The organism is Leifsonia sp. SIMBA_070, assembly GCF_046534635.1.
Lineage (GTDB): Bacteria > Actinomycetota > Actinomycetes > Actinomycetales > Microbacteriaceae > Leifsonia.
Window position 1 is genome coordinate 1,534,572 of sequence record NZ_JAWRYK010000001.1, and the last position, 24,756, is coordinate 1,559,327.

Annotated in this window: 20 protein-coding genes; 17 read left to right on the forward strand and 3 right to left on the reverse strand. The window is 70.2% G+C overall.

Annotated elements, in window-relative coordinates:
• The first annotated feature begins 41 nt into the window (after positions 1-41).
• From SB754_RS07170 to leuA, 7 genes are all read left to right on the forward strand, one after another.
• Complete coding sequence (locus SB754_RS07170; protein ID WP_410781650.1) at positions 42-1,898, forward strand: sensor histidine kinase; 1,857 nt, start codon at positions 42-44, stop codon at positions 1,896-1,898.
• 68 nt (positions 1,899-1,966) lie between these two features.
• Entirely contained in the window at positions 1,967-2,650 is a 684-nt protein-coding gene (locus SB754_RS07175) for a response regulator (protein ID WP_410783279.1), read from the forward strand.
• A gap of 114 nt (positions 2,651-2,764) precedes the next feature.
• A complete protein-coding gene (locus tag SB754_RS07180; protein ID WP_410781651.1) occupies positions 2,765-3,520 on the forward strand; it encodes an ABC transporter ATP-binding protein in 756 nt (251 codons plus the stop codon).
• Entirely contained in the window at positions 3,517-4,962 is a 1,446-nt protein-coding gene (locus SB754_RS07185; protein WP_410781652.1) for an FtsX-like permease family protein, read from the forward strand. Before SB754_RS07180 ends, SB754_RS07185 begins: the two co-directional genes overlap by 4 nt.
• An 82-nt stretch (positions 4,963-5,044) precedes the next feature.
• Complete coding sequence (locus SB754_RS07190) at positions 5,045-6,373, forward strand: alpha/beta hydrolase-fold protein (protein WP_410781653.1); 1,329 nt, start codon at positions 5,045-5,047, stop codon at positions 6,371-6,373.
• Positions 6,370-8,856, forward strand: coding sequence for a bifunctional lysylphosphatidylglycerol flippase/synthetase MprF (locus SB754_RS07195; protein WP_410781654.1), 2,487 nt, complete (start codon positions 6,370-6,372; stop codon positions 8,854-8,856). The genes SB754_RS07190 and SB754_RS07195 overlap by 4 nt, the downstream gene beginning before the upstream one ends.
• Before the next feature lie 161 nt (positions 8,857-9,017).
• Positions 9,018-10,790, forward strand: a complete 1,773-nt coding sequence (leuA, locus tag SB754_RS07200; protein WP_410781655.1) for a 2-isopropylmalate synthase — start codon at positions 9,018-9,020, stop codon at positions 10,788-10,790.
• 229 nt (positions 10,791-11,019) lie between these two features.
• On the opposite strand, the gene SB754_RS07205 is transcribed toward leuA, so the two are convergent.
• Positions 11,020-11,796 carry a trimeric intracellular cation channel family protein gene (locus tag SB754_RS07205; RefSeq protein WP_410781656.1) on the reverse strand — a complete coding sequence of 259 codons (777 nt, stop codon included), beginning with the start codon at positions 11,794-11,796 and terminating at the stop codon, positions 11,020-11,022.
• A gap of 71 nt (positions 11,797-11,867) precedes the next feature.
• Between SB754_RS07205 and recO the strand changes: the two genes are divergently transcribed.
• Genes recO through SB754_RS07225 form a run of 4 tightly spaced genes read left to right on the forward strand, consistent with a single transcriptional unit; the run spans position 11,868 to position 14,337 of the window.
• Complete coding sequence (recO, locus tag SB754_RS07210) at positions 11,868-12,638, forward strand: DNA repair protein RecO (protein WP_410781657.1); 771 nt, start codon at positions 11,868-11,870, stop codon at positions 12,636-12,638.
• Positions 12,635-13,468 carry an isoprenyl transferase gene (locus SB754_RS07215; protein ID WP_410781658.1) on the forward strand — a complete coding sequence of 278 codons (834 nt, stop codon included), beginning with the start codon at positions 12,635-12,637 and terminating at the stop codon, positions 13,466-13,468. Before recO ends, SB754_RS07215 begins: the two co-directional genes overlap by 4 nt.
• 27 nt (positions 13,469-13,495) lie before the next feature.
• On the forward strand, positions 13,496-14,167 hold the full coding sequence (locus SB754_RS07220) for a DsbA family protein (RefSeq protein ID WP_410781659.1): 672 nt from the start codon (positions 13,496-13,498) through the stop codon (positions 14,165-14,167).
• Positions 14,164-14,337: a hypothetical protein gene (locus tag SB754_RS07225; RefSeq protein WP_410781660.1), complete on the forward strand. Its 174-nt coding sequence runs from the start codon at positions 14,164-14,166 to the stop codon at positions 14,335-14,337. Before SB754_RS07220 ends, SB754_RS07225 begins: the two co-directional genes overlap by 4 nt.
• 55 nt (positions 14,338-14,392) lie before the next feature.
• Here SB754_RS07225 and SB754_RS07230 read toward each other — a convergent pair whose 3' ends face one another.
• The gene (locus tag SB754_RS07230; protein WP_410781661.1) at positions 14,393-15,214 is read right to left on the reverse strand and encodes an endonuclease domain-containing protein; all 822 of its coding nucleotides are present in this window, start codon (positions 15,212-15,214) and stop codon (positions 14,393-14,395) included.
• A 193-nt stretch (positions 15,215-15,407) separates the two neighbouring features.
• A complete protein-coding gene (locus tag SB754_RS07235; RefSeq protein ID WP_410781662.1) occupies positions 15,408-15,926 on the reverse strand; it encodes an aminoacyl-tRNA deacylase in 519 nt (172 codons plus the stop codon).
• A 33-nt stretch (positions 15,927-15,959) separates the two neighbouring features.
• On the opposite strand from SB754_RS07235, the gene dusB reads away from it, so the two are divergent.
• From dusB to SB754_RS07265, 6 genes are all read left to right on the forward strand, one after another.
• A complete protein-coding gene (gene dusB / locus SB754_RS07240) occupies positions 15,960-17,150 on the forward strand; it encodes a tRNA dihydrouridine synthase DusB (protein WP_410781663.1) in 1,191 nt (396 codons plus the stop codon).
• A complete protein-coding gene (locus SB754_RS07245) occupies positions 17,140-18,483 on the forward strand; it encodes a deoxyguanosinetriphosphate triphosphohydrolase (RefSeq protein WP_410781664.1) in 1,344 nt (447 codons plus the stop codon). Before dusB ends, SB754_RS07245 begins: the two co-directional genes overlap by 11 nt.
• Before the next feature lie 91 nt (positions 18,484-18,574).
• Entirely contained in the window at positions 18,575-19,807 is a 1,233-nt protein-coding gene (locus SB754_RS07250; RefSeq protein WP_410781665.1) for a DUF4282 domain-containing protein, read from the forward strand.
• Positions 19,808-19,857: 50 nt separating this feature from the next.
• Positions 19,858-21,729 (forward strand): DNA primase, encoded by a 1,872-nt coding sequence (dnaG, locus tag SB754_RS07255; protein WP_410781666.1) that lies wholly within the window; start codon positions 19,858-19,860, stop codon positions 21,727-21,729.
• Between the two features lie 209 nt (positions 21,730-21,938).
• Complete coding sequence (locus SB754_RS07260) at positions 21,939-23,564, forward strand: ABC transporter substrate-binding protein (protein ID WP_410781667.1); 1,626 nt, start codon at positions 21,939-21,941, stop codon at positions 23,562-23,564.
• A gap of 94 nt (positions 23,565-23,658) precedes the next feature.
• On the forward strand, positions 23,659-24,756 hold the full coding sequence (locus tag SB754_RS07265) for an ABC transporter permease (protein WP_410781668.1): 1,098 nt from the start codon (positions 23,659-23,661) through the stop codon (positions 24,754-24,756).

The following is a 24,756-nucleotide window of genomic DNA, read 5'->3' on the forward strand; positions in this document are numbered from 1 at the left end:
CGGATGCGCGACCGGCCGCGACCGGACCGTACGGTAGAAGCATGCCCGACCGCCGCCGCCTGTTGAGCGTGGTCGCTCCGCACCGCTGGGTGCTGGAGCCCACGCTGGCCGTCGTGCTGTTCGCTGCGTGGTTCGTCACGGGGTTCCCGTACGACATGGCCGCCGCCCTGGCACTCGTGTTCTACTGCGCCGCGGTGGCGGTGTCGCGCATCCTTCCGGGGGTGTCGCTCGGGCTGGTGTGGATCGCCGTCCTGCTCGAGCTGACCGAGCAGAGCGGGCTGGAGGCGCCGTTCCGGGTGATCGCGGCCGTCGCGGTCGTCGCCGCTCTGGTCGGCGTGGCCGCGCACGGCGGGAGGGTGCTGCGCTGGCTGGACTTCGCCTCCGCGATCCTGCTCGCTCCCGCCATGGCGTACCTGTTCACGGTCCGCGGGGAGCTGAAGTTCCCGCAGTTCGGCCCGGTCATCGGCGGGTACTACACGAGCCAGGGGCTCGGCTTCGTGCTGATGAGCCTCCTGCTCGGCGTCATTTTCGTCGCGGCCTGGCTGCTCGGCTTCCTGGTCGCCCGTCAGCGGGCGGAGGCGGTCGGCCGGGGGCCGTCGGTGCTGGTCTGGCTGGCGTCCAGCGGGGGAGCGGAGGTGCTCGAGGACGACGTGGACCGCCCCGTCCTGGTGCGCCGCCTGAACCGCACCCAGCTGACCGCCGACATCATCGGCGCCGTCGTGTTCCTGGTCTTCTGCCTGGTGGTCGGGGAGCAGGATCGCGCGGCTTTCCTCATCCTCACCGGCTTCGCCGTCGCCGTCGCCCTCCGCCGCATGTCGCCGCCGGTCGCGCTGTCGATCGCCTGGCTGGCGGCCGTGCTGCAGATGACCACCGGGCACTCGATCCTGGTCAGCGACCTGGGCGTCCTCGTCGTGCTGTACGCAACGGCCGCGTACGGCGACCGGATCGTCCGCGGCGCCGGGCTCATCTCCGCGGGCGTCGGCGCGCTGGTCGCGGCGCTGTACCTGACGGCGACCGCCGCGGTGGCGCAGGGCTACTACGACCTGCTGTCGAACGCCATCGCGAGCGTCGCCCTGCAGTTCGCCTTCCTGTTCGTGGTGAGCGTCACCGTCCTCGGCCTGTCGTGGGTGCTCGGCCTGCTGGCGAGGACCTGGCGGAACGCCCGCGTCGCGCGTCGCGCCCGGGCGGAGGCGGAACTCGACCGCAACCGCGCCGTCGAGGATGTCGTGGTCGAGCAGGAGCGCACCCGGATCGCCCGCGACATGCACGACGTCGTCGCGCACTCGCTCGCCGTCGTGATCGCGCAGGCGGACGGGGCCCGCTACGCACGGCACAACGACCCGGACGCGGTCGACGAGGCGCTCGCCACGATCGCCTCCACCGCCCGCTCCGCCCTGGGCGACGTGCGCGTGCTGCTCGCCGAGCTGCGGCAGTCGCACCCCGCCGACGCCGCCCGCGCGCCGGGCGCCCACGACGGCCCGCAGCCGTCGCTCGCCGACCTCGAACTGACCGTCGACCACATCCGTTCGGCCGGACTCGCGGTCACGCTCGAGCGGACGGGCGCCGTCGAGACGCTCGGCTCCGCCCAGCAGCTCGCCGCCTTCCGCATCGTGCAGGAGGCGCTCACCAACGCTCTCCGGCACGGCGACACCAGCCGTCCGGCGAGCGTCGTGCTCGCCGAATCGTCCGCCGACCGCGGCCCCGGCCTCGTCATCACCGTGAGGAACACCATGAAAGACACCACGCTGGAGCCCGCTTCGACAGGCTCGCTGCCCCGCATCGGCCACGGGCTGCCCGGGATGCGCGAGCGCGCCTCCCTCGCAGGCGGCTCGCTCACCGCCGGACCGCACGACGGCGAGTTCGTCGTGACCGCGTTCCTGCCGGGAGCGGTCGCGTGAGCGGGAACGCGAGCGGGAACGCGAGCGGGAACGTGAGCGGCGGAGCGAGCGGGGATGCGGCCGGCGGCGTGACCGAGGCCGGCACACGCATCCGCGTGCTCCTGGTCGACGACCAGCCGCTGTTCCGGGCGGGCGTGAGGATGCTGCTCGGCTCCCAGGACGACCTGGAATTCGCTGGCGAGGCCGGCAACGGCCAGGAGGGCGTGCGCCTGGCGGCCGAGACCCGCCCGGACGTCGTCCTGATGGACATCCGGATGCCCATCATGGACGGCATCGCGGCGACGAGCACGATCATCGCCGACGCCGAGCGCGCGGGCCGCACGCCGCCGCGGATCGTCGTGCTGACCACCTTCGACCTCGACGAGGCCGCAGCCAGGGCCATCCGCGGCGGCGCGAGCGGTTTCGTCCTGAAGGACGCGGAGCCGGAGTTCCTGCTCGCCGCCATCCGCACCGTTCACGCGGGCAGCGCCGTGATCGCCGCCGGTGCGACGCGCGAGCTGTTCGAGTACTTCTCGTCGGCGCAGCCGAACCGGCCTGAGCCGCCCGAGTTCGGGTCGCTCACGACCAGGGAGCGCGAGATCTTCGTCCTCGCCGCCCGCGGCCTGAGCAACGCCGAGATCGCAGGCTCCGAGTTCCTCAGCGAGGCGACGGTGAAGACGCACATCTCGCGCATCCTCGCGAAGCTCGGGCTGCGCGACCGGGTGCAGATGGTGGTCTACGCGTTCGAGCACGGCCTGACCGCCTCCGAGTAGCGCCGAGCCGCCCTCCACCGCCTCCCGGACCTCCACACGTCATCCTCAGGGAGGACACAGGATGGGCCCGCCGCCCGATCCGCCGCGCTGGTCCGCCTCCCTAGCGTTGAGGGCATGGAGCTGACTCTCACGGATACGGTGGCGCGCGTCGAAGCAGCCACGAAGACTTATGGCAGTGGCGCGGGGCGCGTGAGCGCACTCGACGACGTGACCATCGGGATCCCGGCCGGGCGGTTCACCGCCATCATGGGCCCGAGCGGTTCGGGCAAGTCGACGCTGATGCACATCATGGCGGGGCTGGACTCGGTCACGAGCGGCCGCGTGTTCCTCGGCGACACCGAGATCACGCACCTCGGCGACGCCGAGCTGACGCTGCTGCGCCGCCGCCGGATCGGCTTCGTCTTCCAGTCGTTCAACCTGGTGCCCACGCTGGATGTGCAGGGCAACATCCTCCTGCCGTTCGAGCTGGATGGCCGTCGGCCGTCCCGCTCCCAGTCGGAGTGGATCGACCACCTCGTCGACACGCTGGGGCTGCGCGATCGGCTGACGCACCGCCCGCACGAGCTCTCCGGCGGTCAGCAGCAGCGTGCCGCGATCGTCCGGGCCCTGGCCACCCGGCCCGACCTCGTCTTCGCGGACGAGCCGACCGGCAACCTCGATTCGCGGACCGGCCGCGAGGTCCTGGCGGTGCTCCAGGAGGCGGCACGCACGTTCGGCCAGAGCATCGCGATGGTCACCCACGACCCGGTGGCGGCGAGCTACGCCGATCACATCGTCTTCCTGGCCGACGGCCGCATCGTCGCCGAACGGCCGCAGTCGACTCCGGAGGAGATCTCGTCGTTCATGCTCGGGATGGAGGCTCGCGCGTGAGCCGCCCCTTCTCCGCCTTCCGGGCGAACGCCCGCGACCATCGGGCCGGCATCCTCGTCGCCGGGCTCAGCTCCGCGTTCGGCGTCGCCCTGGTCGGCGGTGTGAACACGCTCGCCGCCTACATCGGCAGCTCGTCGATGGGGGAGCACGGGAGCGTCCAGATCGCCCTCGGGGTCGTGGCGGGGATCTTCTTCGTCATCGCCGTCTACGTCGGCGCGATCGTCACCACGAACACCTTCGCCACCGTGATCGCCGGCCGCACCCGTACCATCGCACTGCTGCGGCTCATCGGCTCCAGTGCCCGTGCGCAGCGCCGGTCGGTGGCGAGCGAGGGGCTCGCGGTCGGTCTCATCGGCGGCGTGGCCGGCGGCGCAGCCTCCGCCGCGCTGTGCCTGGTCGCCGTGCGGGCGTTCGTGGCGACCGGGGTCCTCCCGGACGCGCTCTACCCGGTGCTCAGCCCGGTGATGGTCGCGCCGGTGGTCGTTGTCGTGCTGACGACGTGGCTCGCCTCCTGGGTGGGCAGCCGCCGGGTGCTCGCTGTCACGCCCGTGCAGGCGCTCGGCGCCGCGGAGGAGCGTCCGGCGCGCGTCGTGCGCAGCGCTGGCCGGCTCACGGTCTCGCTGCTGCTCATCCTCTCGGGCGCCGTCCTGCTGGCGGGCGGCCTGCTGCTCGGGCTCGGAGCGTTCGCGCGGATGAACGCCTCGCTCGGCGCCCTGTCGGGATTCGGTGTGCTGGTGGCGCTCCCCGGAGGTGTGCTCTCGTTCACCGGGATCATCCTGGCGGCTCCGTACTTCCTGCCTGCGATCCTCCGTGGTGTGGGTCTGCTCCTCGGCCGGGGCGCGGCGGGGAGGCTGGCCGCGGCGAATGCCGTGCGCAATCCCGAACGGAGCGCACGGTCGGCCATCGGGCTGGTGATCGGGGTCACCCTCATCACGATGTTCGTGGTCGCCGCCTCCACCTGGCTGCAGCTGATCCAGGATGCGTCCGCGCGCGAGCCGGGCATCTACGAGGGGGCGTCGGCGATCATCGGCGGCACCCTGACCGTGTTCATGGTCCTGGTCGGCTTCTCCGCGGTCATCGCCGCCTGCGGCGTCGTCAACACTCTGTCGCTCAGCGTCCTTCAGCGGAGGCGCGAGCTCGGCCTCCTGCGCGCCCTCGGCTTCAGCGCCGCACAGGTGCGCCGGATGATCCTGGCCGAGAGCTCGCAGCTGACCGTCGCCTCCGTCCTCACCGGTCTCGTCCTCGGCACGCTCTACGGCTGGATCGGCGCGCAGTCGTTGCTCGGGACGATCCCCGGCGGCGGTCTCATCGCTCCGTCACTGCCCTGGCCGTTCCTCGGAGCGATCGTGCTGGCGGCGGCGGTTCTGGCCGTCGTGGCGGCCCTCGCTCCCACCCGTCGGGCCACGCGGGTGTCCCCGGTGGAGGCGCTGGCGGTCGACTGACCGGCTGAATGTTGGCTGAACTCTCACAGAGCCTCAGCTATCGATGAACCTGGCGCTGAATAATCGAACGCGGTGCCGTCGAGTGCCCGCCCGAGCCCCACCGAGAGGATGTCCCCTGAACTGGCTGCTGACCCTGAGGATCGACAAGCCCCCGTTCCTCATCGCGCTCGACGTTCTCGCGGCCGGCCTGGCGCTGTACCTGCTGATCCGTCCGACGGCGCGGCGGACGCTCGCCGGGCTCGTGGCCGCGCTCGTCGGCGGGTTCGTCGGCTGGTTCCTGGTGTGGCTCCTCACGGACGTGATGGACCTGTTCGGCGTCGACCTCACTCCCGTCACGACGCTATGGACGGCGCTCGGCTTCGCCGGCGTGGGCCTGGCCGTGGCGAACCTGTTCCGCTCCCGCTGGTGGCGGAAGGTCATCGCCGTGGTCAGCATCCCGGTGTTCGTGGCCACCGCGCTCTGCGGCATCAACGTCGACTTCGGGGCGTACCGCAACCTGAACGACGCGCTCGGGATCGTGCCCTACAAGGCTCTCGGTCTGCACGCGGAGCGGGGGGAGGTGGTGGCCGGCACCGACTGGAAGGCCACCGTGAGCGACCCGGCGAGCGTTCCGGCGAAGGGCGAGATCGGCACCGTCCGCATCCCCTCCACCGAATCCCGGTTCCCGGCGCGCAAGGCCGTGGTCTACCTCCCGCCGGTCGCGCTGACGGCGAATCCGCCGGCGCTGCCCGTGCTGTACGCGCTGTCCGGGCAACCGGGCGCGCCCGCCGACATGTTCACCGCAGGCGGCGTCGCCACCGCGATGGACCGCTTCGCGGCGGCGCACGACGGCTATGCGCCGATCGTGGTCGCCCCCGACCAGCTCGGCGGTCCCGGCCGCAATCCGATGTGCGTCGATTCGCGTGCGTACGGCGACTCGGCGACCTACCTGCTGACGGATGTGCGGAATTGGGTGCGTTCGAACCTGCGCGTGAGCGGTGATCCGGCAGGATGGGGGGTGTTCGGCTACTCGCAGGGAGCAACCTGTGCGGTGCAGTTCGCGAGCGGCCGGCCGGACCTGTTCGGTTCGGCATTGGCCTCCTCGAGCGAGCTGGGGCCGACACTGGGGGATGAGGAGCTGACCATCAGCACGGGATTCGGCGGGTCGAGGTCCGCCTACGAGAAGGCGCAGCCTTCCGCGATGATGAAGCAGCACACGCCGTACGCCGACTCGGTGATGGTGTTCGGTGCGGGGGCCGACGACGCCAAGTACACCGCGTTCGCGCGCACGCTGTACGACGATGCTCAGCGCGCCGGCGTGCACGCTCAGTTGCTGAGCTCGCCGGGGACGGCCCACGACTGGAAGACCGTGCGCTACGTCCTGGCCACCGGGTTCCCGTACCTCGCCACCCAGATGGGCCTCGGGTCGTGAAGCTGTCCGCGCTGCCGGCGCGGATCGGACGGCTGGTCGCGCAGCATCCCTTCACCACCGGGGTGACCCTGCTCATCCTGGTCCTCGCGCTGGTCACGGGTCCGCTGCGCGGCCCGCACCGGCCGCTGCGCGGCTGGCTGGGCGCGGGCGCCGTCCAGCTGCTGGACGGCCACTGGTGGTCGCCCTTCACCGCTGTGCTCTTCACCGACGACCTGCTCGAGCTCGTGATCGCGCTCATCCTCACCGTGGTGCTCGTCGGGGCGTCGGAGCGCCTCATGGGCGCGTGGCGGACAGCGCTCGCCTTCTTCGGCACGGCCGTCGTCGGCATCGTCGTCGGCGCTCTGGTGCAGGTCGCCGCGAACGACATCGGCGAGCTCTGGGCCCGTAACGTCCACGGCCTGCTGGTGCTCGACGTCTTCACGGCGATCGGCGGCACGGTCATGACGGCGAGCGCGTTCGCCGGAACGCTGTGGCGGCGCCGCCTCCGCGTGATCACGCTGCTGGTGGCGATCATGTACGTGCTGTACTCGGGCCTCCCGTCGGACCTGTACCGGCTGCTCGCCGTGCTGACGGGCCTCGCGCTCGGCCCGCTGCTGCGGCAGACGCGCGTCGCGGGGGATTGGCTCCGCAGCTCCCATCACGAGGTCCGGGTGCTTCTCGCCTCCGCCGTGACGATCACCGCGCTCGGCCCGGTCATCGGTCTGCTCGGCTCGACGCGGTACGGACTGCTCTCGCCGATCGGGCTGCTGTTCAGCAACGAGGCGCCGAGCGCCGGATCGGTCATCGAGCGCTGCCAGGCGTTCGCTGTCACTCGCCAGTGCGTGCGCGACCTGACCCTGGAGCGCATCAACGGCTTCGGCCCTGTGCTGCTCTCGGTCCTTCCGCTGCTCGTGCTGCTCGTCGCTGCCTACGGACTGCTGCGCGGGCGTCGCTTCGCCGTGTGGCTCGCCGTCGCGGTGAACGGGCTGCTCGCCCTCCTCTCCGCCCTGTACTACGGCATCTTCCCGATCGCGGCAGCGCGGCCGGTCGTCTCACCCCGGTACTGGGAGGTGACGGCGATGCTGGCGCTGTCGACGCTGGTCCCGTTGGCGATGGCGGTGCTGCTGATCGTCTTCCGCCGCAACTTCACGGTCATGCCGTCGGCGCGGGCCGTTCGCCGCTACCTGCTGCTGGTGCTGTCGACGGGCGTAGGACTCGTCGTCCTGTACGTCCTCGTCGGCTGGCTGCAGAAGGACACCGGGTTCACCCGTCCCATCGACCTCAGCGACCTGCTCGACGACGTGCTCGAGCGGTTCGTGCCCGTCAGCTTCCTGCGCCGCGAACCGGTGCAGTACCTCCCGACGACGCCGCTCGCCACGATCGTGTACCACAACATCGGAACCGTCTTCTGGCTGGTCGCCATCGTCGGGGCGATCCCGGCGACGCTCGGCCGCGGACTCCGACGCCTCGGGACGGGCGAGGAGGGACGCGTGCGCGACCTCCTCCACCGCGGCGGCGGCGACGCGATCTCCTACATGGCGACCTGGCCGGGCAACTCCTACTGGTTCGACCCGGTCGGCGGAGGGGCGATCGCCTACCGGGTGGAGGGTCGGGTCGCGCTGACCACGGGCGGCCCGTTCGGCGCGCCCGGGCCGCACGACGGGGCCATCCAGAGCTTCGCCCGGTTCTGCGACGACAACGGGTGGATCCCGGTCTTCTACAGCGTGGATGCGCACTACGCGCCGCTGTTCGAACGGCTCGGCTGGTCGACCATGACCGTGGCGGAGGAGACCCTGATCCGCCCGCAGCTCTGGGCGACGACCGGCAAGAAGTGGCAGGACGTCCGCTCCTCCATCAACCGGGCGCAACGGGCCGGCATCCGGTCGGAATGGACCAGCTTCGCCGCCCTCCCGCTGACCGCCGCCGTGCAGCTCGCGGACATCTCGGAGCAGTGGGTGGCCGAGAAGGACCTCCCCGAGATGGGCTTCACCCTCGGAGGCCTCGACGAGCTGCGCGACCCGGAGGTGCGCCTCATGCTCGCGGTCGACGAGAGCGGCCGCATCGAGGCGGTCACCAGCTGGCTGCCGACCTTCCGCAACGGCATCGTGGTCGGCTGGACACTCGACTTCATGCGACGCCGGCCGGACAGCATCAACGGCGTGATGGAGTTCCTCATCGCCGAGGCGGCCACGCGGATGAAGGAGGACGGCATCGAATTCATGTCGCTCTCGGCTGCTCCGCTGGCTCACACCGCCGCGGCGCCAGAGGGGGACAAGGACGCCATGGACCGGCTGCTCGGCTACCTCAGCTCTTCGCTGGAGCCGGTCTACGGCTTCCGCTCGCTGCTCAAGTTCAAGCAGAAGTTCCAGCCGGAGCTGCACCCGCTGATGATGGCCTACCCGGACCCGGTGGCACTGCCCGCGATCGGCATCGCTCTGGTGCGGGCGTACCTGCCGGAGCTGTCGGTGCGCCAGGCTGCGACGTTCGTCCGGGGACGGTCCTGACGGAACGGGCGATGACCGGGCCGAGACGGCGTGGTACTCTCGGTGCTGTGTACGGTCTGCTCCTCCTTAGCTGCCGCGACGAGTCCTAATCCCGGGCCTCACTCGTCGCGGAGTTCGTCGTCGGCTCTCCCCAGCACACGAGTGAAGGATTCGAGAAGACCATGAAGAACACGCAGGCGCCGAGCGCCATGCCGATCCACAAGTACCGTCCGTTCCACGAGCAGATCCGCGTCGACCTGCCGGACCGCACCTGGCCCTCCCAGCGCATCACCGAGGCGCCGCGCTGGTGCGCGGTCGACCTCCGCGACGGCAACCAGGCGCTGATCGACCCGATGAGCCCCGAGCGCAAGCGGATCATGTTCGATCTGCTGGTGCGGATGGGCTACAAGGAGATCGAGGTCGGCTTCCCGTCGGCCAGCCAGACGGACTTCGACTTCGTCCGCAGCCTCATCGAAGAGGACGCCATCCCGGACGACGTCACCATCCAGGTGCTGACCCAGTCGCGCGAGCACCTGATCAAGCGGACGTACGAGTCGCTGGTCGGCGCCAAGCAGGCGATCGTCCACCTCTACAACTCGACCAGCATCCTGCAGCGGGAGGTCGTGTTCCGCACCGACCAGCAGGGCATCATCGACATCGCCCTCAGCGGCGCCCGGCTGTGCCGGCAGTTCGAGTCGCTGGTCCCCGGCACGACGATCTACTACGAGTACTCGCCCGAGAGCTACACCGGGACCGAGCTCGAGTTCGCCGCCGACATCTGCAACCAGGTGCTGGAGGTCTTCGAACCGACGCCCGAGCGCAAGGTCATCATCAACCTCCCCGCGACGGTCGAGATGGCGACCCCGAACATCTACGCCGACTCGATCGAGTGGATGTCGCGGCACCTGAACCACCGTGAGAACGTCATCCTGTCGCTGCACCCGCACAACGACCGCGGGACCGCCGTCGCCGCCGCCGAGCTGGGCTACCTGGCCGGCGCCGACCGCATCGAGGGCTGCCTGTTCGGCAACGGCGAGCGCACCGGCAACGTCGATCTGGTCACCCTGGGCGTCAACCTGTTCACACAGGGAATCGACCCGCAGATCGACTTCAGCGACATCGACGGGATCAAGCGCACGGTCGAGCACTGCAACCAGCTGCCGGTCGGCGAGCGCAGCCCGTGGGGCGGCGACCTGGTGTTCACTGCGTTCAGCGGCTCCCACCAGGACGCCATCAAGAAGGGCTTCGAGTCGATGGAGGCGCGCGCCGAGCGCGAGGGCGTCACGGTCGATGACCTGGTCTGGGCGGTGCCCTACCTGCCGGTCGACCCGAAGGACCTGGGGCGGAGCTACGAGGCGGTCATCCGGGTCAACTCCCAGTCCGGCAAGGGCGGCGTCGCGTACCTGCTGAAGAACGACCACTCGCTCGACCTGCCGCGTAAACTGCAGATCGAGTTCTCCGGCGTCGTGCAGGCCAAGACCGACGCCGAGGGCGGCGAGGTCACCAGCGAGCAGATCTGGGACGTCTTCCAGGACGAGTACCTGCCGGCGCCGTCCTCCGACCCGGACGCCAAGTGGGGCCGCTTCGAGCTGGGCAGCACGACGACCACCAACGAGACCGGCGAGCACGTCGTCCTCACGGTGACGCTGCGCGACGGTGACACTGTGTCGAAGGCCACCGGCGAGGGCAACGGCCCGATCGCGGCGTTCTTCGACATCCTGCACCAGCACGGCGTCGACGCCCACCTGTACGACTACTCGCAGCACACGCTGTCGGCGAGCGAGTCGGCCCTGGCGGCCGCGTACGTCGAGGTGGATGTGGACGGCCAGCGCCGCTGGGGCGTCGGCATCGATGCGGACACCACCACGGCCTCCTTCAAGGCGGTCGTCTCCGCGGTGAACCGTGCGGTGCGGTCCGCCGCGGGCCAGGCCGCCTCGGAGCTCGTCGGCGTCTGACCGCCCGCGCGCTGTCCTCCTGCCTCTCCCCGGAACCCGACATTCGTCACGAATGTCGGGTTCCGTGCGTCCGGAGCCCCGATTCGTGACGAATGTGCGGTTCGGTGCGTCCGGAGCCCCGATTCGTGACGAATGTGCGGTTCGGTGCGTCCAGAGACCCGATTCGTGACGAATGTGCGGTTCGGTGCGTCCGGAGCCCCGATTCGTGACGAATGTTCGGGGGCGGCGTTCAGTCGGGGCGGTCGCCGCGGTCGATGCGATAGCGCGGGATCGCGCCGGTCTCGGTGCGCTCGTCGATCCGGGCCGGCGTGCGGGTCCGGCTCAGGTTGAGGCGCGGCCACCGCATCCGCGGCAGGCGCCCCAGTTCGCGCTGCTCGGGGAGGCTCCAGCCGAAGCGGACGGCCAGCAGCCGGATGACGACCGTCACCACGACGCACGCGATCGCCGCAGGGATGAGCGGCACGCCGAGGTCGACCATCACGACGAGGACGATGGTTCCCGCGCCGGCCGCGACCGCGTACAGCGACCCGACGTGCATCAGCGCGATCGGGAGGTTCAGCAGCATGTCGCGCAGGATGGACCCGCCGACCGCCGAGACGACCCCGACGAAGACCGCGGGAACCTCCGGCAGACCGAGCGCGAGCGCCTTCGTCGCCCCGATCGCGCCGAACAGCCCGATGGTGAGCGCATCCAGCAGGGTGATCAGCGGGTCCAGCCTCCGGAACAGCCGCACCAGCAGCATCCCGAGCAGTGCGGCGACCACGGTGATCGGCAGGTACCAGTTCGACTGCAGAGCGACCGGCGTGACATTGAGCAGGATGTCGCGCAGCAGTCCGCCGCCCACCCCGGTGGCCACGCCGATGATGGCGATGCCGAGCAGGTCGAGGCGGCGGTCGCGGAAGCCGGACGCGAACATCGCGCCTTGGAGGCTGCCGACGCCGACGGCGACGAGGTCGCCCCACAGCGGGATCGCCAGTGCGCCGATGTTGAGGGCGGTCGTGCTCACCCGTCATGTGTACCATGCGCGGCACGCCCGTCCGCCCGCCGCGCTGTCAGCCGCAGGCGCGATACTGGAGTGTGCCTGTCTACCGTGATGAAGCCGTCGTGCTCCGCACCCACAAGCTGGGGGAAGCCGACCGCATCGTCACCATGCTCAGCCGGCAGCACGGCAAGATCCGTGCGGTCGCCAAGGGCGTGCGGCGCACGGCGTCCCGCTTCGGGTCTCGGCTGGAGCCGTTCATGGTCGCCGACGTGCAGCTGTACGAGGGCCGCAGTCTCGACACGATCACCCAGGCCGAGACCATCGGCGCTTACGGTGCCCTGATCGCCGACGACTATGCGAGCTACACCGCCGCCAACGCCATGGTGGAGGCGGCCGACCGGCTGACCGACGCCGAGGCGTCACTGCAGCAGTACCTCCTGCTCGTCGGGGCGCTCCGGTCCCTGTCGCGCCGGGAGCACGGCCCCGGGCTCACCCTCGACTCGTACCTTCTGCGCGCGCTGTCGCTCGCGGGGTGGGCGCCCAGCTTCCAGGACTGCTCCCGCTGCGGTGCACCCGGGCCGCACACAGCCGTGGTCGTCCAGCTGGGCGGGGTCGTCTGCGCGGATTGCGCGCCGCAGGGCGCCCCCAAGGTCGACCCGGAGACGATCGCGCTGTTGGGCGCGCTGCTGTCGGGGGACTGGGAGGCGGCGGAGGCGGCCTCCGAGACGACCCGCGGGCGGGCCAACGGCGTGGTCGCCGCGTACACGCAGTGGCACCTCGAACGCGGACTGCGGTCCCTGCAGCACGTTCAGCACGACCAGGTCCGCCCTGCCCCGAACGGCACCGACCAGAAGGCGAGTGGATGAGCCCCAAGCCGTACACGCACAAGGATGCGGTCGAATACCGGCCGCTCGACTGGACCGGGGTCTACCCTCCCGAGTTCCCCGCAGGCAGCGTCCCCTCGCACGTCGCGATCGTCATGGACGGCAACGGCCGCTGGGCCAACCGCCGGGGCCTCACCCGCATCGAGGGCCATCGCGCCGGGGAGGCGGCGCTGCTCGACGTGGTCGCCGGCGCCATCCAGGTCGGGGTGAAGCACCTGAGCGTGTACGCGTTCTCGACCGAGAACTGGAAGCGGTCGCCAGAAGAGGTGCGCTTCCTCATGGGATTCAACCGTGACGTCCTGCACAGGAGGCGCGACCAGCTCAACGAGTGGGGCGTCCGTGTGCGCTGGGCCGGGCGCAAGCCGCGCCTGTGGTCGTCGGTCATCAAGGAGCTGCAGTACGCCGAGCAGCTCACCGCCGGCAACGACGTGCTCACCCTCACCATGTGCGTGAACTACGGAGGCCGCACCGAGATCGCGGACGCCGTCCGGGCGATCGCCGACGAGGTGGCCGCGGGGAGGCTGCGGCCGTCCGCAGTGAGCGAGAAGACCATCCAGAGGCACCTCTACCTCCCGGACATGCCCGACGTCGACCTCTTCGTGCGGAGCTCCGGCGAGCAGCGCACCAGCAACTTCCTGCTCTGGCAGAGTGCCTACGCCGAGATGGTGTTCCTCGACACGCTGTGGCCGGACTTCAGCCGGACGGACCTGTGGGATGCGGTGGAGCTGTACCACCGCCGCGACCGGCGCTTCGGGGGAGCGGTGGACGCGCCGAAGCCTTCGGCGGCGGCCGCGGCCTCCGCGGCGGAATAGGTGCAGCGCTGCAGCGTTGACCCTGACGTGAGCGAACCCATCAAGATCGACATCTGGTCCGACATCGCCTGCCCGTGGTGCTACATCGGCAAGCGCAAGTTCGAGGCGGGGAGCGGTCTCTTCGCCGGTGCAGGCGACGGCCGCGGTGTGGAGGTCGAGTACCACTCGTTCGAGCTGTCCCCGGACACCCCCGTCGACTTCGAGGGCAGCGAGGTCGACTTCCTCGCCGGGCACAAGGGCATGCCCGCCGGTCAGGTGGAGCAGATGCTGGAGCGGGTCACCGGCATCGCCTCGTCGGTCGGCCTGGACTACCATTTCGACACCCTCAAGCACACCAACACGGTGAAGGCGCACGAGCTGCTGCACTTCGCGAAGGAGCAGGGCAAGCAGCTGGAGCTGGCCGAGCGCCTGTTTCGCGCCTACTTCGTGGAGGGCCGCCATGTCGGCCGCGTCGAGGACCTTGCGGACCTCGCGGCGGAGGTCGGCCTCGACCGCGCCGCCGCGCTCGAAGCGCTCGAGTCGTCCCGCTACCTGTCGGACGTGCGCGCCGACCAGGAGACCGCTACCGGGTACGGCATCAACGGCGTCCCGTTCTTCGTGATCGACGGCCGCTACGGCGTCTCCGGAGCCCAGGACGCGCAGACGTTCGCCCAGGTCCTCGAGCAGGTCTGGTCCGAGCGCGCCCAGGTGCCCGCGTGACCGCCGCCGAGGCGCCGCAGGCGGCTGCCGCGGCGGCCACGGGCGTGCCGGCCGTGCGGGCCGTGCCGGCCGCTGGCGTGCCGGCTGCCGCCGCCGCGCCGCGCCCGTCCCTCATCCCGCTCGGCGCCCCCGCCGCCGTCTGCGACGGCGACACCTGCGCCCTCCCGTGAACTACTGGTCCCGACATGCCGTTACGCGTGAAGGTGTGGCGGCATGTCGGGACCACTAGTTGCGCAGCGCACCGCGGATGCGTCGGAGCGCTTCGGCGGCTCCCGCACGCATGTGTGCTTTGTTGATGCGCAGCACACGCCAGCCCAGTGACTCGATCCGGTAGATGCGGTCGATGTCGGTCTGGTACTGGTCGGCGTCGCTGCGATGATGGTCTCCGTCGTACTCGATGACGAGGCGCGCCGAGGGCAGCACGAGGTCGCCCGACGCGACCACACGTCCCGACCCATCGCAGATCGCGTAGTTCACCTGAGGCTCCGGGAGGCCGGCGCGGACGATGGCCAGCCGCAGGATCGTCTCCATCGGAGAGTCGGTTCGGGCTCGGACGAGCTCCGCTGCAGGCCGAAGGCGACGGATGCCCGGACGCGCGTCGGCCGAGGAGACGGCGTCGCTGAGGTCTGAGGGAGCGCACAGAGGACCCTTCCGCCGCAGCAGCGCGTCCCCTGCGATGACGAGATCGTCGATGCCGAGAAGTGCCGCAAGTTGGCACCACACCTCTGCGGGCGCAGGCACGGGCATCCCCTGCACACATCGCAGTGAGATCGGCACGGCGAGCGCATGACCGAGGATGCTCTGGCCCTTTGGCGAACGACGGGGCAGGACCCTGGAGACGTGCAGTCGGCTTTCGTCGGTGAAGCGGGCGGGGAGAGGGAGCCCGTACAGCAGAGCCGCGGTCGCGTGGCTGAAGAAGGCATCCGGCTGCATGACCGTTCGGTATGACGCGCAGCGTTCCAGGAGTCCCGGATCGACATCAGCCCCGACACGGGCTCCGTGGAACGGTGCGACGAGGTCGGCGCGCCGCAGCCGCTGCACAGGCACCCCGGCCTCCTGGGCCGCTCGGGCGGAGAAGGGTGCGTCGCACAACGGAGGTGGCAAAGGCGTGGCGGGTCTCATCCCGCCACCCTGCCGCATCCCCCGATTCGTCGCTCCGGTTATCCACAGCTCGCGATCTGCTGGTCCCGACATGCCGTTACGCGCGCGGCCGTAACGGCATGTCGGGACCAGTAGATGGCTACTCGGGGTCGGTGATGTCGGCGACGGCGGCGCCGAAGGCGGCGATGAGGGCGTCCGCGTCGACGAAGAGGGAGTAGCCGTGCTCGCCGGCGCCCATCGAAACGGTCCGCCCCGGGATCGTCGCGTCGGCGATGACGGGCCACGCGGTCGTGCTGCCGAAAGGCGTGATGGTGCCGCGCTCGTAGCCGGTCGCCGCGAGAGCGACGGAGGCGTCCGGCAGCTGCAGCTTGTTGACGCCCACCACGGACCGGAGCTTCGGCCAGGCGATCTTGCGACCCCCAGGAACCAGGGCGAACACGAACGTGTCGTCGCTGCGCTTCACGACCAGCGTCTTGACGATGTCGGACGGCTGGATGCCGAGCAGCGCAGCCGCCTCGTGGAGGCTGCCCGCAGCCGGGCGTTCGATGATGCGGATGTCGACCCCGCGGGCAGCTGCATCCGCCGCGACGCGCTCCCGTCCGCTGCTCACAGATGCGCCTTCGGAGGAGTAGTCCACGGATTCCGGGCTTTCGGCCATAGCTCAGCACGCTTTCTGGGAGAATCGAGTGAGATGTCTACCACTGCAACGATAAGCCACGCCCCCCAGCTGACCATCGGTCCGCTCGGGCTCGACGTGCCCGTGGTCCTCGCACCCATGGCGGGGATCACCAACACCGCGTTCCGCCGGCTCTGCCGCGAGTTCGGCGCGGGGCTCTACGTGAGCGAGATGATCACCTCCCGCGCGCTCGTGGAGCGGACGCCCGAGTCGCTGCGCCTCATCACCCACCACGAGTCCGAGACGCCGCGCTCCATCCAGCTCTACGGGGTCGACCCGGTTACGGTCCGCGAGGCGGTCACGATGCTGGTGGCGGAGGACCGCGCCGACCACATCGACCTCAACTTCGGCTGCCCGGTGCCCAAGGTCACCCGCAAGGGCGGCGGGGCCGCGCTCCCGTGGAAGCTCGGGCTGTTCCGCGAGATCGTCGAGGGCGCTGTGGAGGCCGCGGGCGGCATCCCGCTGACCATCAAGATGCGCAAGGGCATCGACAGCGACCACCTCACCTACCTCGAGGCCGGCCGTATCGCCGAAGGGGCGGGCGTGGCCTCCATGGCGCTGCACGCCCGAACGGCGGCGGAGTTCTACTCCGGCCACGCCGACTGGTCCGCGATCGCGAAGCTCAAAGAGACGGTCGCCTCCACCCCGGTTCTCGGCAACGGCGACATCTGGTCGGCGGCCGACGCGATCCGCATGGTCGACGAGACGGGATGCGACGGAGTGGTCGTCGGCCGCGGCTGCCTGGGCCGCCCGTGGCTGTTCGGGGATCTAGCGGCCGCTTTCCGCGCCCGAGCGGGTGAGATCAGCGGGGCGGAGGCCGAGGCGGCGCAGGCGCGGCCAACGCTCGGACAGGTGGCGCAGACGTTCCGCCGCCATGCCGAGCTGCTGGTGGAGTTCTTCGACAGCGAGGAGCGCGGCTGCCGCGACATCCGCAAGCACGTCGCCTGGTACTTCAAGGGCTACCCGGTGGGCGGCGACCTGCGCGCCAGCCTGGCGACGGTCGACACCCTCCAGCACCTCGACGACCTCCTCGCCACGCTGGACGGGAACCAGGAGTACCCCGGCGAAGCGGCGGAAGGGCAGCGCGGCCGTGCGGGTTCGCCGAAGCGGCCCGCTCTGCCCGACGGCTGGTTGCAGAGCCGCGACCTCGACGGTGTCCAGCGCGCAGAGGTCGCCGACGCGGAGGTCCACAACAGTGGTGGATGACGTGGCACCGGCCGCGCAGCCGAGCGCTCAGCCGAGCGCGCAGCCGAGCGCGCAGCCGAGCGCGCCTTCCGGAAGCGGCTGGGACGAGGCGGCGTCCGGATACACCGAGCACGACCGCGAACGCTGGCTGCCCGAGCACCACTCCAACCGCCGCAGCGACTTCGCCCGCGACCGCGCCCGGCTGCTGCACTCCAGCGCGCTCCGCCGCCTCGCGGCGAAGACGCAGGTGCTGAGCCCGACCGCAGGCCTCGACTTCGCCCGCAACCGCCTGACGCATTCCCTCGAGGTGGCGCAGGTCGGCCGCGAGCTGGCCAACAGTCTCGGGCTCGACCCCGACATCGTCGACACCGCCTGCCTCGCTCACGACATCGGGCATCCGCCGTTCGGCCACAACGGCGAGCGCGCGCTGAACTCCTGGGCGGAGGGGATCGGCGGCTTCGAGGGCAACGCCCAGACCCTGCGGCTGCTCAGCCGCCTCGAGCCGAAGGTGTTCGGCCGCGACGGGCGCCCGTACGGTCTCAACCTCACGCGCGCCAGTCTCGACGCGAGCTGCAAGTACCCGTGGCCCGCCTCCTCGTCGGTCGCCGACCCGAGCGGCCGGGCCAAGTTCGGCTTCTACGCCGACGACCGGGCTGTGTTCGAGTGGATGCGCGCCGGCGCCCCCGACCGGCAGCGTTGCATCGAGGCCCAGGTGATGGACCTCTCCGACGACATCGCCTACTCGGTGCACGACTTCGAAGACGCCGTGGTCAACGGCTACATCGACGTCGCCGCGCTGGGCAGCCGCGTCGACCACGAGGACCTGGTGGAGTCCATGCACGAGTGGGTCGGCGGCGAGGTGAGCCACCAGGAGCTCATCGAGGCGTTCGACCGGCTCGACAGCATGGACATCTGGCTGGACGGCTGGGACGGCTCCCGCCGCTCCCAGGCCCGGCTGAAGAACCTGACCAGCCAGCTGATCGGTCGGTTCGCCCACGCCGCAGTGCACGCGACGAAGGAGGCCGCCGGCCGCACCGACCTCATCCGGTTCGGCGCCGACGTGGTGGTTCCTCTGGGCATCCGTGCGGAGATCGCGGTGCTGAAGGGCATCGTCGCCACCTTCGTGATGTCGCGCAACACCCGTCAGCCGATCTACGCCCAGCAGCGCCAGATCCTGACGACGCTGGCCGACCTCCTGCACCAGCGGGGGCCCGCGGAGCTCGACCCCGGCTTCGCCGAAGACTGGCGTGATGCCGCGAACGAAGACGAACGTCGCCGGGTCGTCGTCGACCAGGTCGCCAGCCTCACCGACCAGTCCGCTCTGAGCTGGTACGAACGGCTCGTGCAGCATTGATGCGCCAACCGGAGCGGATGCGCGCACGACCGGGCTTGAATCCCGCCGCCCCGTGCAGAATGCTTGAGGTCAGGCCTTCAGGAGGAAACGAATGAGCACCGCACTACCACCGTCGGACGGCGACCGCCCCGCTGAGGGCGAGTCGGCGGAGGCGACCCCGGCCGCGCCGGCGACGCCCCGCCGGTCACCGCGCGCGTCCGCCGGAACGGGTGCGGCCCGCTCCACCCGGACGACAGGGACGACCAAAGCCACAGGAACGGCGAAGAGCGCATCCGGGGCCAAGACCACGGGCACGTCGAAGAGCGCAGCCGCCGCCAAGACCGCCGGCACGGCGAAAAGCGCAGCCGCCGCCACGCCGGACGGCGCCGAGAGTGCTTCCCCCACTTCCGAGCCCGAGACGGCCCGGAAGACGACCGGCGCGAAGTCCACGACCTCCGCGTCGCCTGCGAAGAAGCCGGCCGCCGGCCGTACGAGACGGACCACGGCGAAGCCCGCGCCGATCGCCCCCGAGGGCGAGGCCCCGGGCATCATGGATGCCACCCTGGGTGCGCGCGAACCGCTCGCGCCGGCCGCGACGGCATCCGCGGCGGTATCTTCGACCGGACCCGCCGACACCTCGACATCGCCCGCAGAGCCGCTCGCCGAGTCCGAGGCCTCCGCGGCCACCAAGCGCCTCCCGACGGCCGCCGAGTTGTACGGTGACGCATCGGCAGCACCCGCAGCAGCTGCAGCAGCCGCAGCGCCGACAGAAGTCCTCCCCGAGGCAGCGACCGCCGCCTCCACCTCGACCGCGGAGACCCCCGCAGCAACGGAAGGCGACACCGTGCCCGAGAATGTCCGAGCAGATGGCGCCGACACCGTGGTGGCAGAAGTACCGGTGCCCGCCGGCGCCGCCACTGCCGCCGCAGCCGCGGCCCCCGCAGCATCCACGCCCCTTGAGGGGGCGGACGCCGACGCCGCCGAGCACCCCGCGGGCGGGCGCACCGTCCACGACCTCGCCGACCGCCTCGACGACTCGCGCTTCTTCTCGTCGCTGTTCGACTTCACCTTCACCAACTACGTGACGCGCAAGCTCGCCGGCCCCGTCTACGTCGTCGGGCTCGTGCTGATCGCCCTCGGCATCATCGTCGGCTTCGCCAACGGCCTGACGTCCGCCATCGCGACGCATTCGCCCGTCGGGGCGTTCGTGTTCCTGTTCGGCGTGCTCATCACGCTGGTGGGCGCAATGCTGGCCGTTCTGCTGCTCCGCGTGGGCATCGAGGTCTTCTGCGCCATCATCGAGATCGCCCAGAACACGCGCCGCAGACGCCCGCCGCGGGAGTGAGTCCGGCCGCACGCGGGTGACCGTCGGTCCGGCTCACTAGAATCGAGAGCATGGCCGGCCGGATTCGACAGAGTGACATCGAAGAGGTCAAGGCCCGCACCAACATCGCAGACATCGTCGGCGATTACGTCAGCCTGAAGACCGGCGGGATCGGCGCGCTGAAGGGCCTCTGTCCCTTCCACGACGAGAAGAGTCCCAGTTTCTACGTGCGCCCCGGCGTCGGCCGGTACCACTGCTTCGGCTGCGGCGAGGGCGGCGACGTCTACGAGTTCCTGCTCAAGATGGACCACGTCACGTTCACCGACGCGGTCGAGCGCCTCGCCTCCCGCATCGGCTACCAGCTGCACTACGAGGAGGGCGGCGGCGGTCCGTCGGAGAGCGGCGGCAACCGGGCGCGCCTGCTCGCGGCGAACTCCGCCGCAGAGGAGTTCTTCCGCGACCGCCTGTCCGCGCCGGACGCCGAGCCGGGCCGTCGATTCCTCGGCGAGCGCGGCTTCGACTCCGCGGCGGCCGCCCACTTCGGCGTCGGGTTCGCCCCGAAGAGCTGGGACGAGCTGACCAAGCACCTGCGCGGAAAGGGCTACACGCAGGAGGAGCTCCTCGCCGCCGGTCTCGTCTCCCAGGGCGACCGTGGCGTCTACGACCGTTTCCGCGGCCGGCTGGTGTGGCCGATCCGCGACGTCACCGGTCAGACCATCGGCTTCGGCGCGCGCCGGCTCCTCGACGACGACAAGGGTCCCAAATACCTGAACACCCCCGAGACGGCCGTCTACAAGAAGGCGCAGGTGCTCTACGGGCTCGACCTCGCCAAGCGCGACATCTCCCGCCAGGACCAGGTGGTCGTGGTCGAGGGGTACACGGACGTGATGGCCTGCCACCTGGCCGGCATCACCACCGCCGTCGCGACCTGCGGAACGTCCTTCGGTGTCGACCACATCAAGGTGATCCGCCGGGTGATGGGCGACGACTCCAGCCAGGGCTCCGTGATCTTCACGTTCGACCCGGATGCAGCAGGCCAGAAGGCGGCGACCCGCGCGTTCGGCGAGGAGCAGCGCTTCTCGGCGCAGACCTACGTCGCCGTCGGGCCGGACGGGCTCGACCCGTGCGACCTCCGGCTGATGAAGGGCGACGACGCGGTCCGCCGGATGATCGACGCCCGCAAGCCCATGTTCGAGTTCATGATCCGTCAGGTGGTGGAGCGCTTCGACCTCGACTCGGTGGAGGGGCGCACGGCGGCGCTGCGGGCCGGCGCGCCCATCGTGGCGACGATCCGCGACCCCGCCTCGCAGAACGGCTACACACGCGAGCTGGCCCGGCTCTCCGGAGCGGACCTGCAGGATGCGATCCGCGCCGTCCGGGCGGCCCAGCGGAGCAGCGGCGGCGGCAGCAGCGGCGGCCGCCCCGGCGATGGGCGCGACTCCGGCCCGGGCGCCGGACCCGGCGCGGCCTCAGAGACGCAGCGCCGGCTCCCGCAGGCCGACCTCGCCGACCCCACGCAGCGCACCGAGCGCGAGAGCCTCATGGTCCTGCTGCAGCTTCCGGCCGAGGTCGGCCGCGAGCGCGCCGCCCGCGCCGTCCAGGTGCCGTTCGTGAACGCGACCCATGCCGTCGTCCGCGACGCGATCGCCAGCCAGCTGGCGACGCTCGAGCAGCCGGGCTGGGTGGATCGGATCCTCGCCGAAGTCCCGCAGGCGTACGCGTCGACCGTGAACGCCCTGGCCGTGTCCGCACTCCCGCAGGAGGGCGACGCCGGCCCCTACGCGCGCTCCATCGTCGATGGGCTGATCGATCGCGACCTGCTGCGCGAGAAGGCCGAACTCACCTCGCGGCTCGGGCGCACGGACGATCCGGAGCTGCGCCGCCAGATCTCGCTGGCGATGGTGGCGATCGAGACCGAACGGCGGCGTCTCCGCGGGGAGTGACCGCAGGTGACGGCAATACTGCGGAATCCTTCGTCGGGTGCGCAGATGAGCGCTCTTTTGTTGCGCCTGTGTAAAGATCACGCCCGGATCCGCATCTGGATGCGCTGTCCGCGACCATTCCGTGCTAGGAAAGTTCTCACGCGAACGGCGATCACGCATGCCCGCGAGGACGCCGCCGCGCATCCCACACCAGGAAGAGGTACTCGGATATGACATCCGCACACAACGGCGGTCGGCGCCTGCTCGCCGTCTCCGCCGCGTTCGCGGCCGCGGCACTGGTGCTCGCCGGCTGCTCGGGAAGCAACAACTCCTCCGGCGGCGGCTCAGCGCTCACCATCGGAACCACCGACAAGATCACCTCGATCGACCCGGCCGGCTCGTACGACAACGGCTCGTTCGCCGTCATGAACCAGGTCTACCCGTTCCTGCTGAACACGCCGTACGGCAGCCCGGACGTGAAGCCCGACATCGCCGAGAGCGCCGACTTCACCTCGCCGACCGAGTACACGGTCAAGCTGAAGCCCGGACTGAAGTTCGCGAACGGCCACGACCTGACCTCCTCCGACGTGAAGTTCACGTTCGACCGTCAGATCAAGATCAACGACCCGAACGGCCCGGCCTCGCTGCTCGCCAACCTGGACAGCGTCTCCACCCCGGACAAGTCGACGGTCGTCTTCAAGCTGAAGGTGCCGAACGACCAAACCTTCCCGCAGGTGCTCTCGAGCCCGGCCGGCCCGATCGTCGACGAGCAGGTCTTCTCGGCCGACAAGGTCACCCCGGACAACACCATCGTCAAGGGCCACCCGTTCGCCGGTCAGTACGACATCACGAGCTACGACTTCAACAACCTGATCGCGTACAAGGAGTTCGACGGCTACAAGGGCCTGCTCGGCAAGCCCGCGACGGCCAAGATCAACGTCAAGTACTACGCGGAGTCGTCGAACCTGAAGCTCGACATCCAGAAGACCGCCATCGACGTCGCCTACCGCAGCCTCTCGGCGACCGACATCGCGAGCCTCGAGAGCAACAACAAGGTGAAGGTCGTCAAGGGACCGGGTGGCGAGATCCGCTACATCGTCTTCAACTTCAACACCCAGCCCTTCGGCGCCACCACTTCCGACGCCGACGCAGCCAAGGCTCTCGCGGTGCGCCAGGCGGCCGCCGACCTCGTCGACCGTTCCGCGATCGCCGACCAGGTCTACAAGGGCACCTACACCCCGCTGTACTCGTTCGTCCCGGACGGCCTGACCGGCGCCACCACGGTGCTCAAGGACCTCTACGGCGACGGCAAGGGCGGCCCCAGCCTCGACAAGGCGAAGGCTGCACTGCAGGCGGCTGGCGTCAGCACGCCCGTCTCGCTGAACCTCCAGTACAACCCGGACCACTACGGCCCGTCCTCCGGTGACGAGTACGCGCTGGTCAAGTCGCAACTGGAGAACGGCGGCCTGTTCAAGGTCAACCTGCAGTCCACCGAGTGGGTGCAGTACTCCAAGGACCGCACGAACGACGTGTACCCGGCCTACCAGCTGGGCTGGTTCCCGGACTACTCCGACGCCGACAACTACCTGTCGCCGTTCTTCATCAAGGACAACTTCCTGGCGAACCACTACGACAATGCGGAGGTCCAGGGCCTGATCGCGAAGCAGGCGGGCACGACCGACAAGGCCGAGCGCACCAAGCTGATCGAGGAGATCCAGGCGAAGGTGGGCGCCGACCTCAGCACCCTGCCGCTGCTGCAGGGCTCGCAGGTCGCCGTCGTCGCCAAGGGCGTCTCCGGGGCGGACAAGACGCTGGACGCGTCATTCAAATTCCGTTACGCGGCACTCTCGAAGTAAGCACGGACCGGAGCCAGAAGCTCCGAGCCGACCGGGGGGTGGCTCGCTCACGCAGCGAGCCACCCCTCTCCACGAACCACCACGATTGGCTTCCATGACAGCGACTGTCAGCACCGCGGACGCGGGTACGACCCCCGGCCCCGAGCGCACCAAGGCGAAGCGACGATCCGGGGGCGGTCTCGGCCGCTACATCGTGATCCGCGCCGTCCTCATCATCCCCACCATCTTCATCCTGGTCACCGTCGTCTTCTTCCTGATGCGGTCGACCGGCGACCCGATCACCGCAGCGCTCGGCGGCAAGCTGCCTCCTGAGCAGCTCGCGCAGCGCGTGCACGAGGCCGGGTACGACCGGCCCATCATCGTCCAGTACTTCGAGTACCTGGGCCAGCTGCTCCGCGGCGACTTCGGCACCACCTTCACCGACAATCAGCCGGTCACCCAGGTGCTCCTCCACTACGGTGCGGCGACCCTGGAGCTGGCGTTCTACGCGCTCATCGTCGCCTTCATCGTCGGCATCCCGCTCGGCCTCGTCGCGGCGTACTTCCGTGACAAGGCGCAGGATGCCAGCCTCCGCATCTTCGCCATCCTCTGCTATGCGACGCCCGTTTTCTTCGTCGGCCTCGTCCTGAAGCTGATCTTCTCGATCTGGCTGGGCTGGCTCCCGGTGTCCGGGCGCGCGTCGACCAGCTCCGAGCTGGAGATGCAGACGCTGGACGGGAAGACCGGCATCTACCTGATCGACGCCTTCCAGACCGGCGACCCGGAGGTGGTGGTGGATGTGCTCACCCACGCCATCCTCCCGGCGGTCGCGCTCGGACTGCTGACCGCCGGGATCTTCCTGCGACTGGTGCGCACCAACGTGATCGGGACCCTGTCCACCGACTACGTCGACGCCGCGCGGTCACGCGGAGTCGGGGAGTCCCGCCTGCTGCGGAAGCACGCGTACCGGCCGGCGCTCATCCCGATCATCACTGTCATCGGCCTGCAGATCGCCCTGCTGCTCGGCGGCGCGGTGCTGACCGAGACCACCTTCGAGTGGAAGGGCCTCGGTTTCCAGCTGGTGCACTACCTTCAGGCGCGCGACTTCGTCGCCGTCCAGGGCATGGTGGTGCTGCTCGCGGTCATCGTCACCCTCACCAACTTCGTGGTCGACGTCATCGCGGCCCTCATCGACCCGAGAGTGAGGTACTGA

Bases quoted from the DNA above. Each gene is read 5' to 3' on its own strand.
- SB754_RS07170 (WP_410781650.1), top strand. From the start codon at position 42: ATGCCCGACCGCCGCCGCCTGTTGAGCGTGGTCGCTCCGCACCGCTGG.
- SB754_RS07180 (WP_410781651.1), top strand. From the start codon at position 2,765: ATGGAGCTGACTCTCACGGATACGGTGGCGCGCGTCGAAGCAGCCACG.
- leuA (WP_410781655.1), top strand. From the start codon at position 9,018: ATGAAGAACACGCAGGCGCCGAGCGCCATGCCGATCCACAAGTACCGT.
- SB754_RS07215 (WP_410781658.1), top strand. From the start codon at position 12,635: ATGAGCCCCAAGCCGTACACGCACAAGGATGCGGTCGAATACCGGCCG.
- SB754_RS07235 (WP_410781662.1), bottom strand. From the start codon at position 15,926: ATGGCCGAAAGCCCGGAATCCGTGGACTACTCCTCCGAAGGCGCATCT.
- dusB (WP_410781663.1), top strand. From the start codon at position 15,960: ATGTCTACCACTGCAACGATAAGCCACGCCCCCCAGCTGACCATCGGT.
- SB754_RS07250 (WP_410781665.1), top strand. From the start codon at position 18,575: ATGAGCACCGCACTACCACCGTCGGACGGCGACCGCCCCGCTGAGGGC.
- dnaG (WP_410781666.1), top strand. From the start codon at position 19,858: ATGGCCGGCCGGATTCGACAGAGTGACATCGAAGAGGTCAAGGCCCGC.
- SB754_RS07260 (WP_410781667.1), top strand. From the start codon at position 21,939: ATGACATCCGCACACAACGGCGGTCGGCGCCTGCTCGCCGTCTCCGCC.
- SB754_RS07265 (WP_410781668.1), top strand. From the start codon at position 23,659: ATGACAGCGACTGTCAGCACCGCGGACGCGGGTACGACCCCCGGCCCC.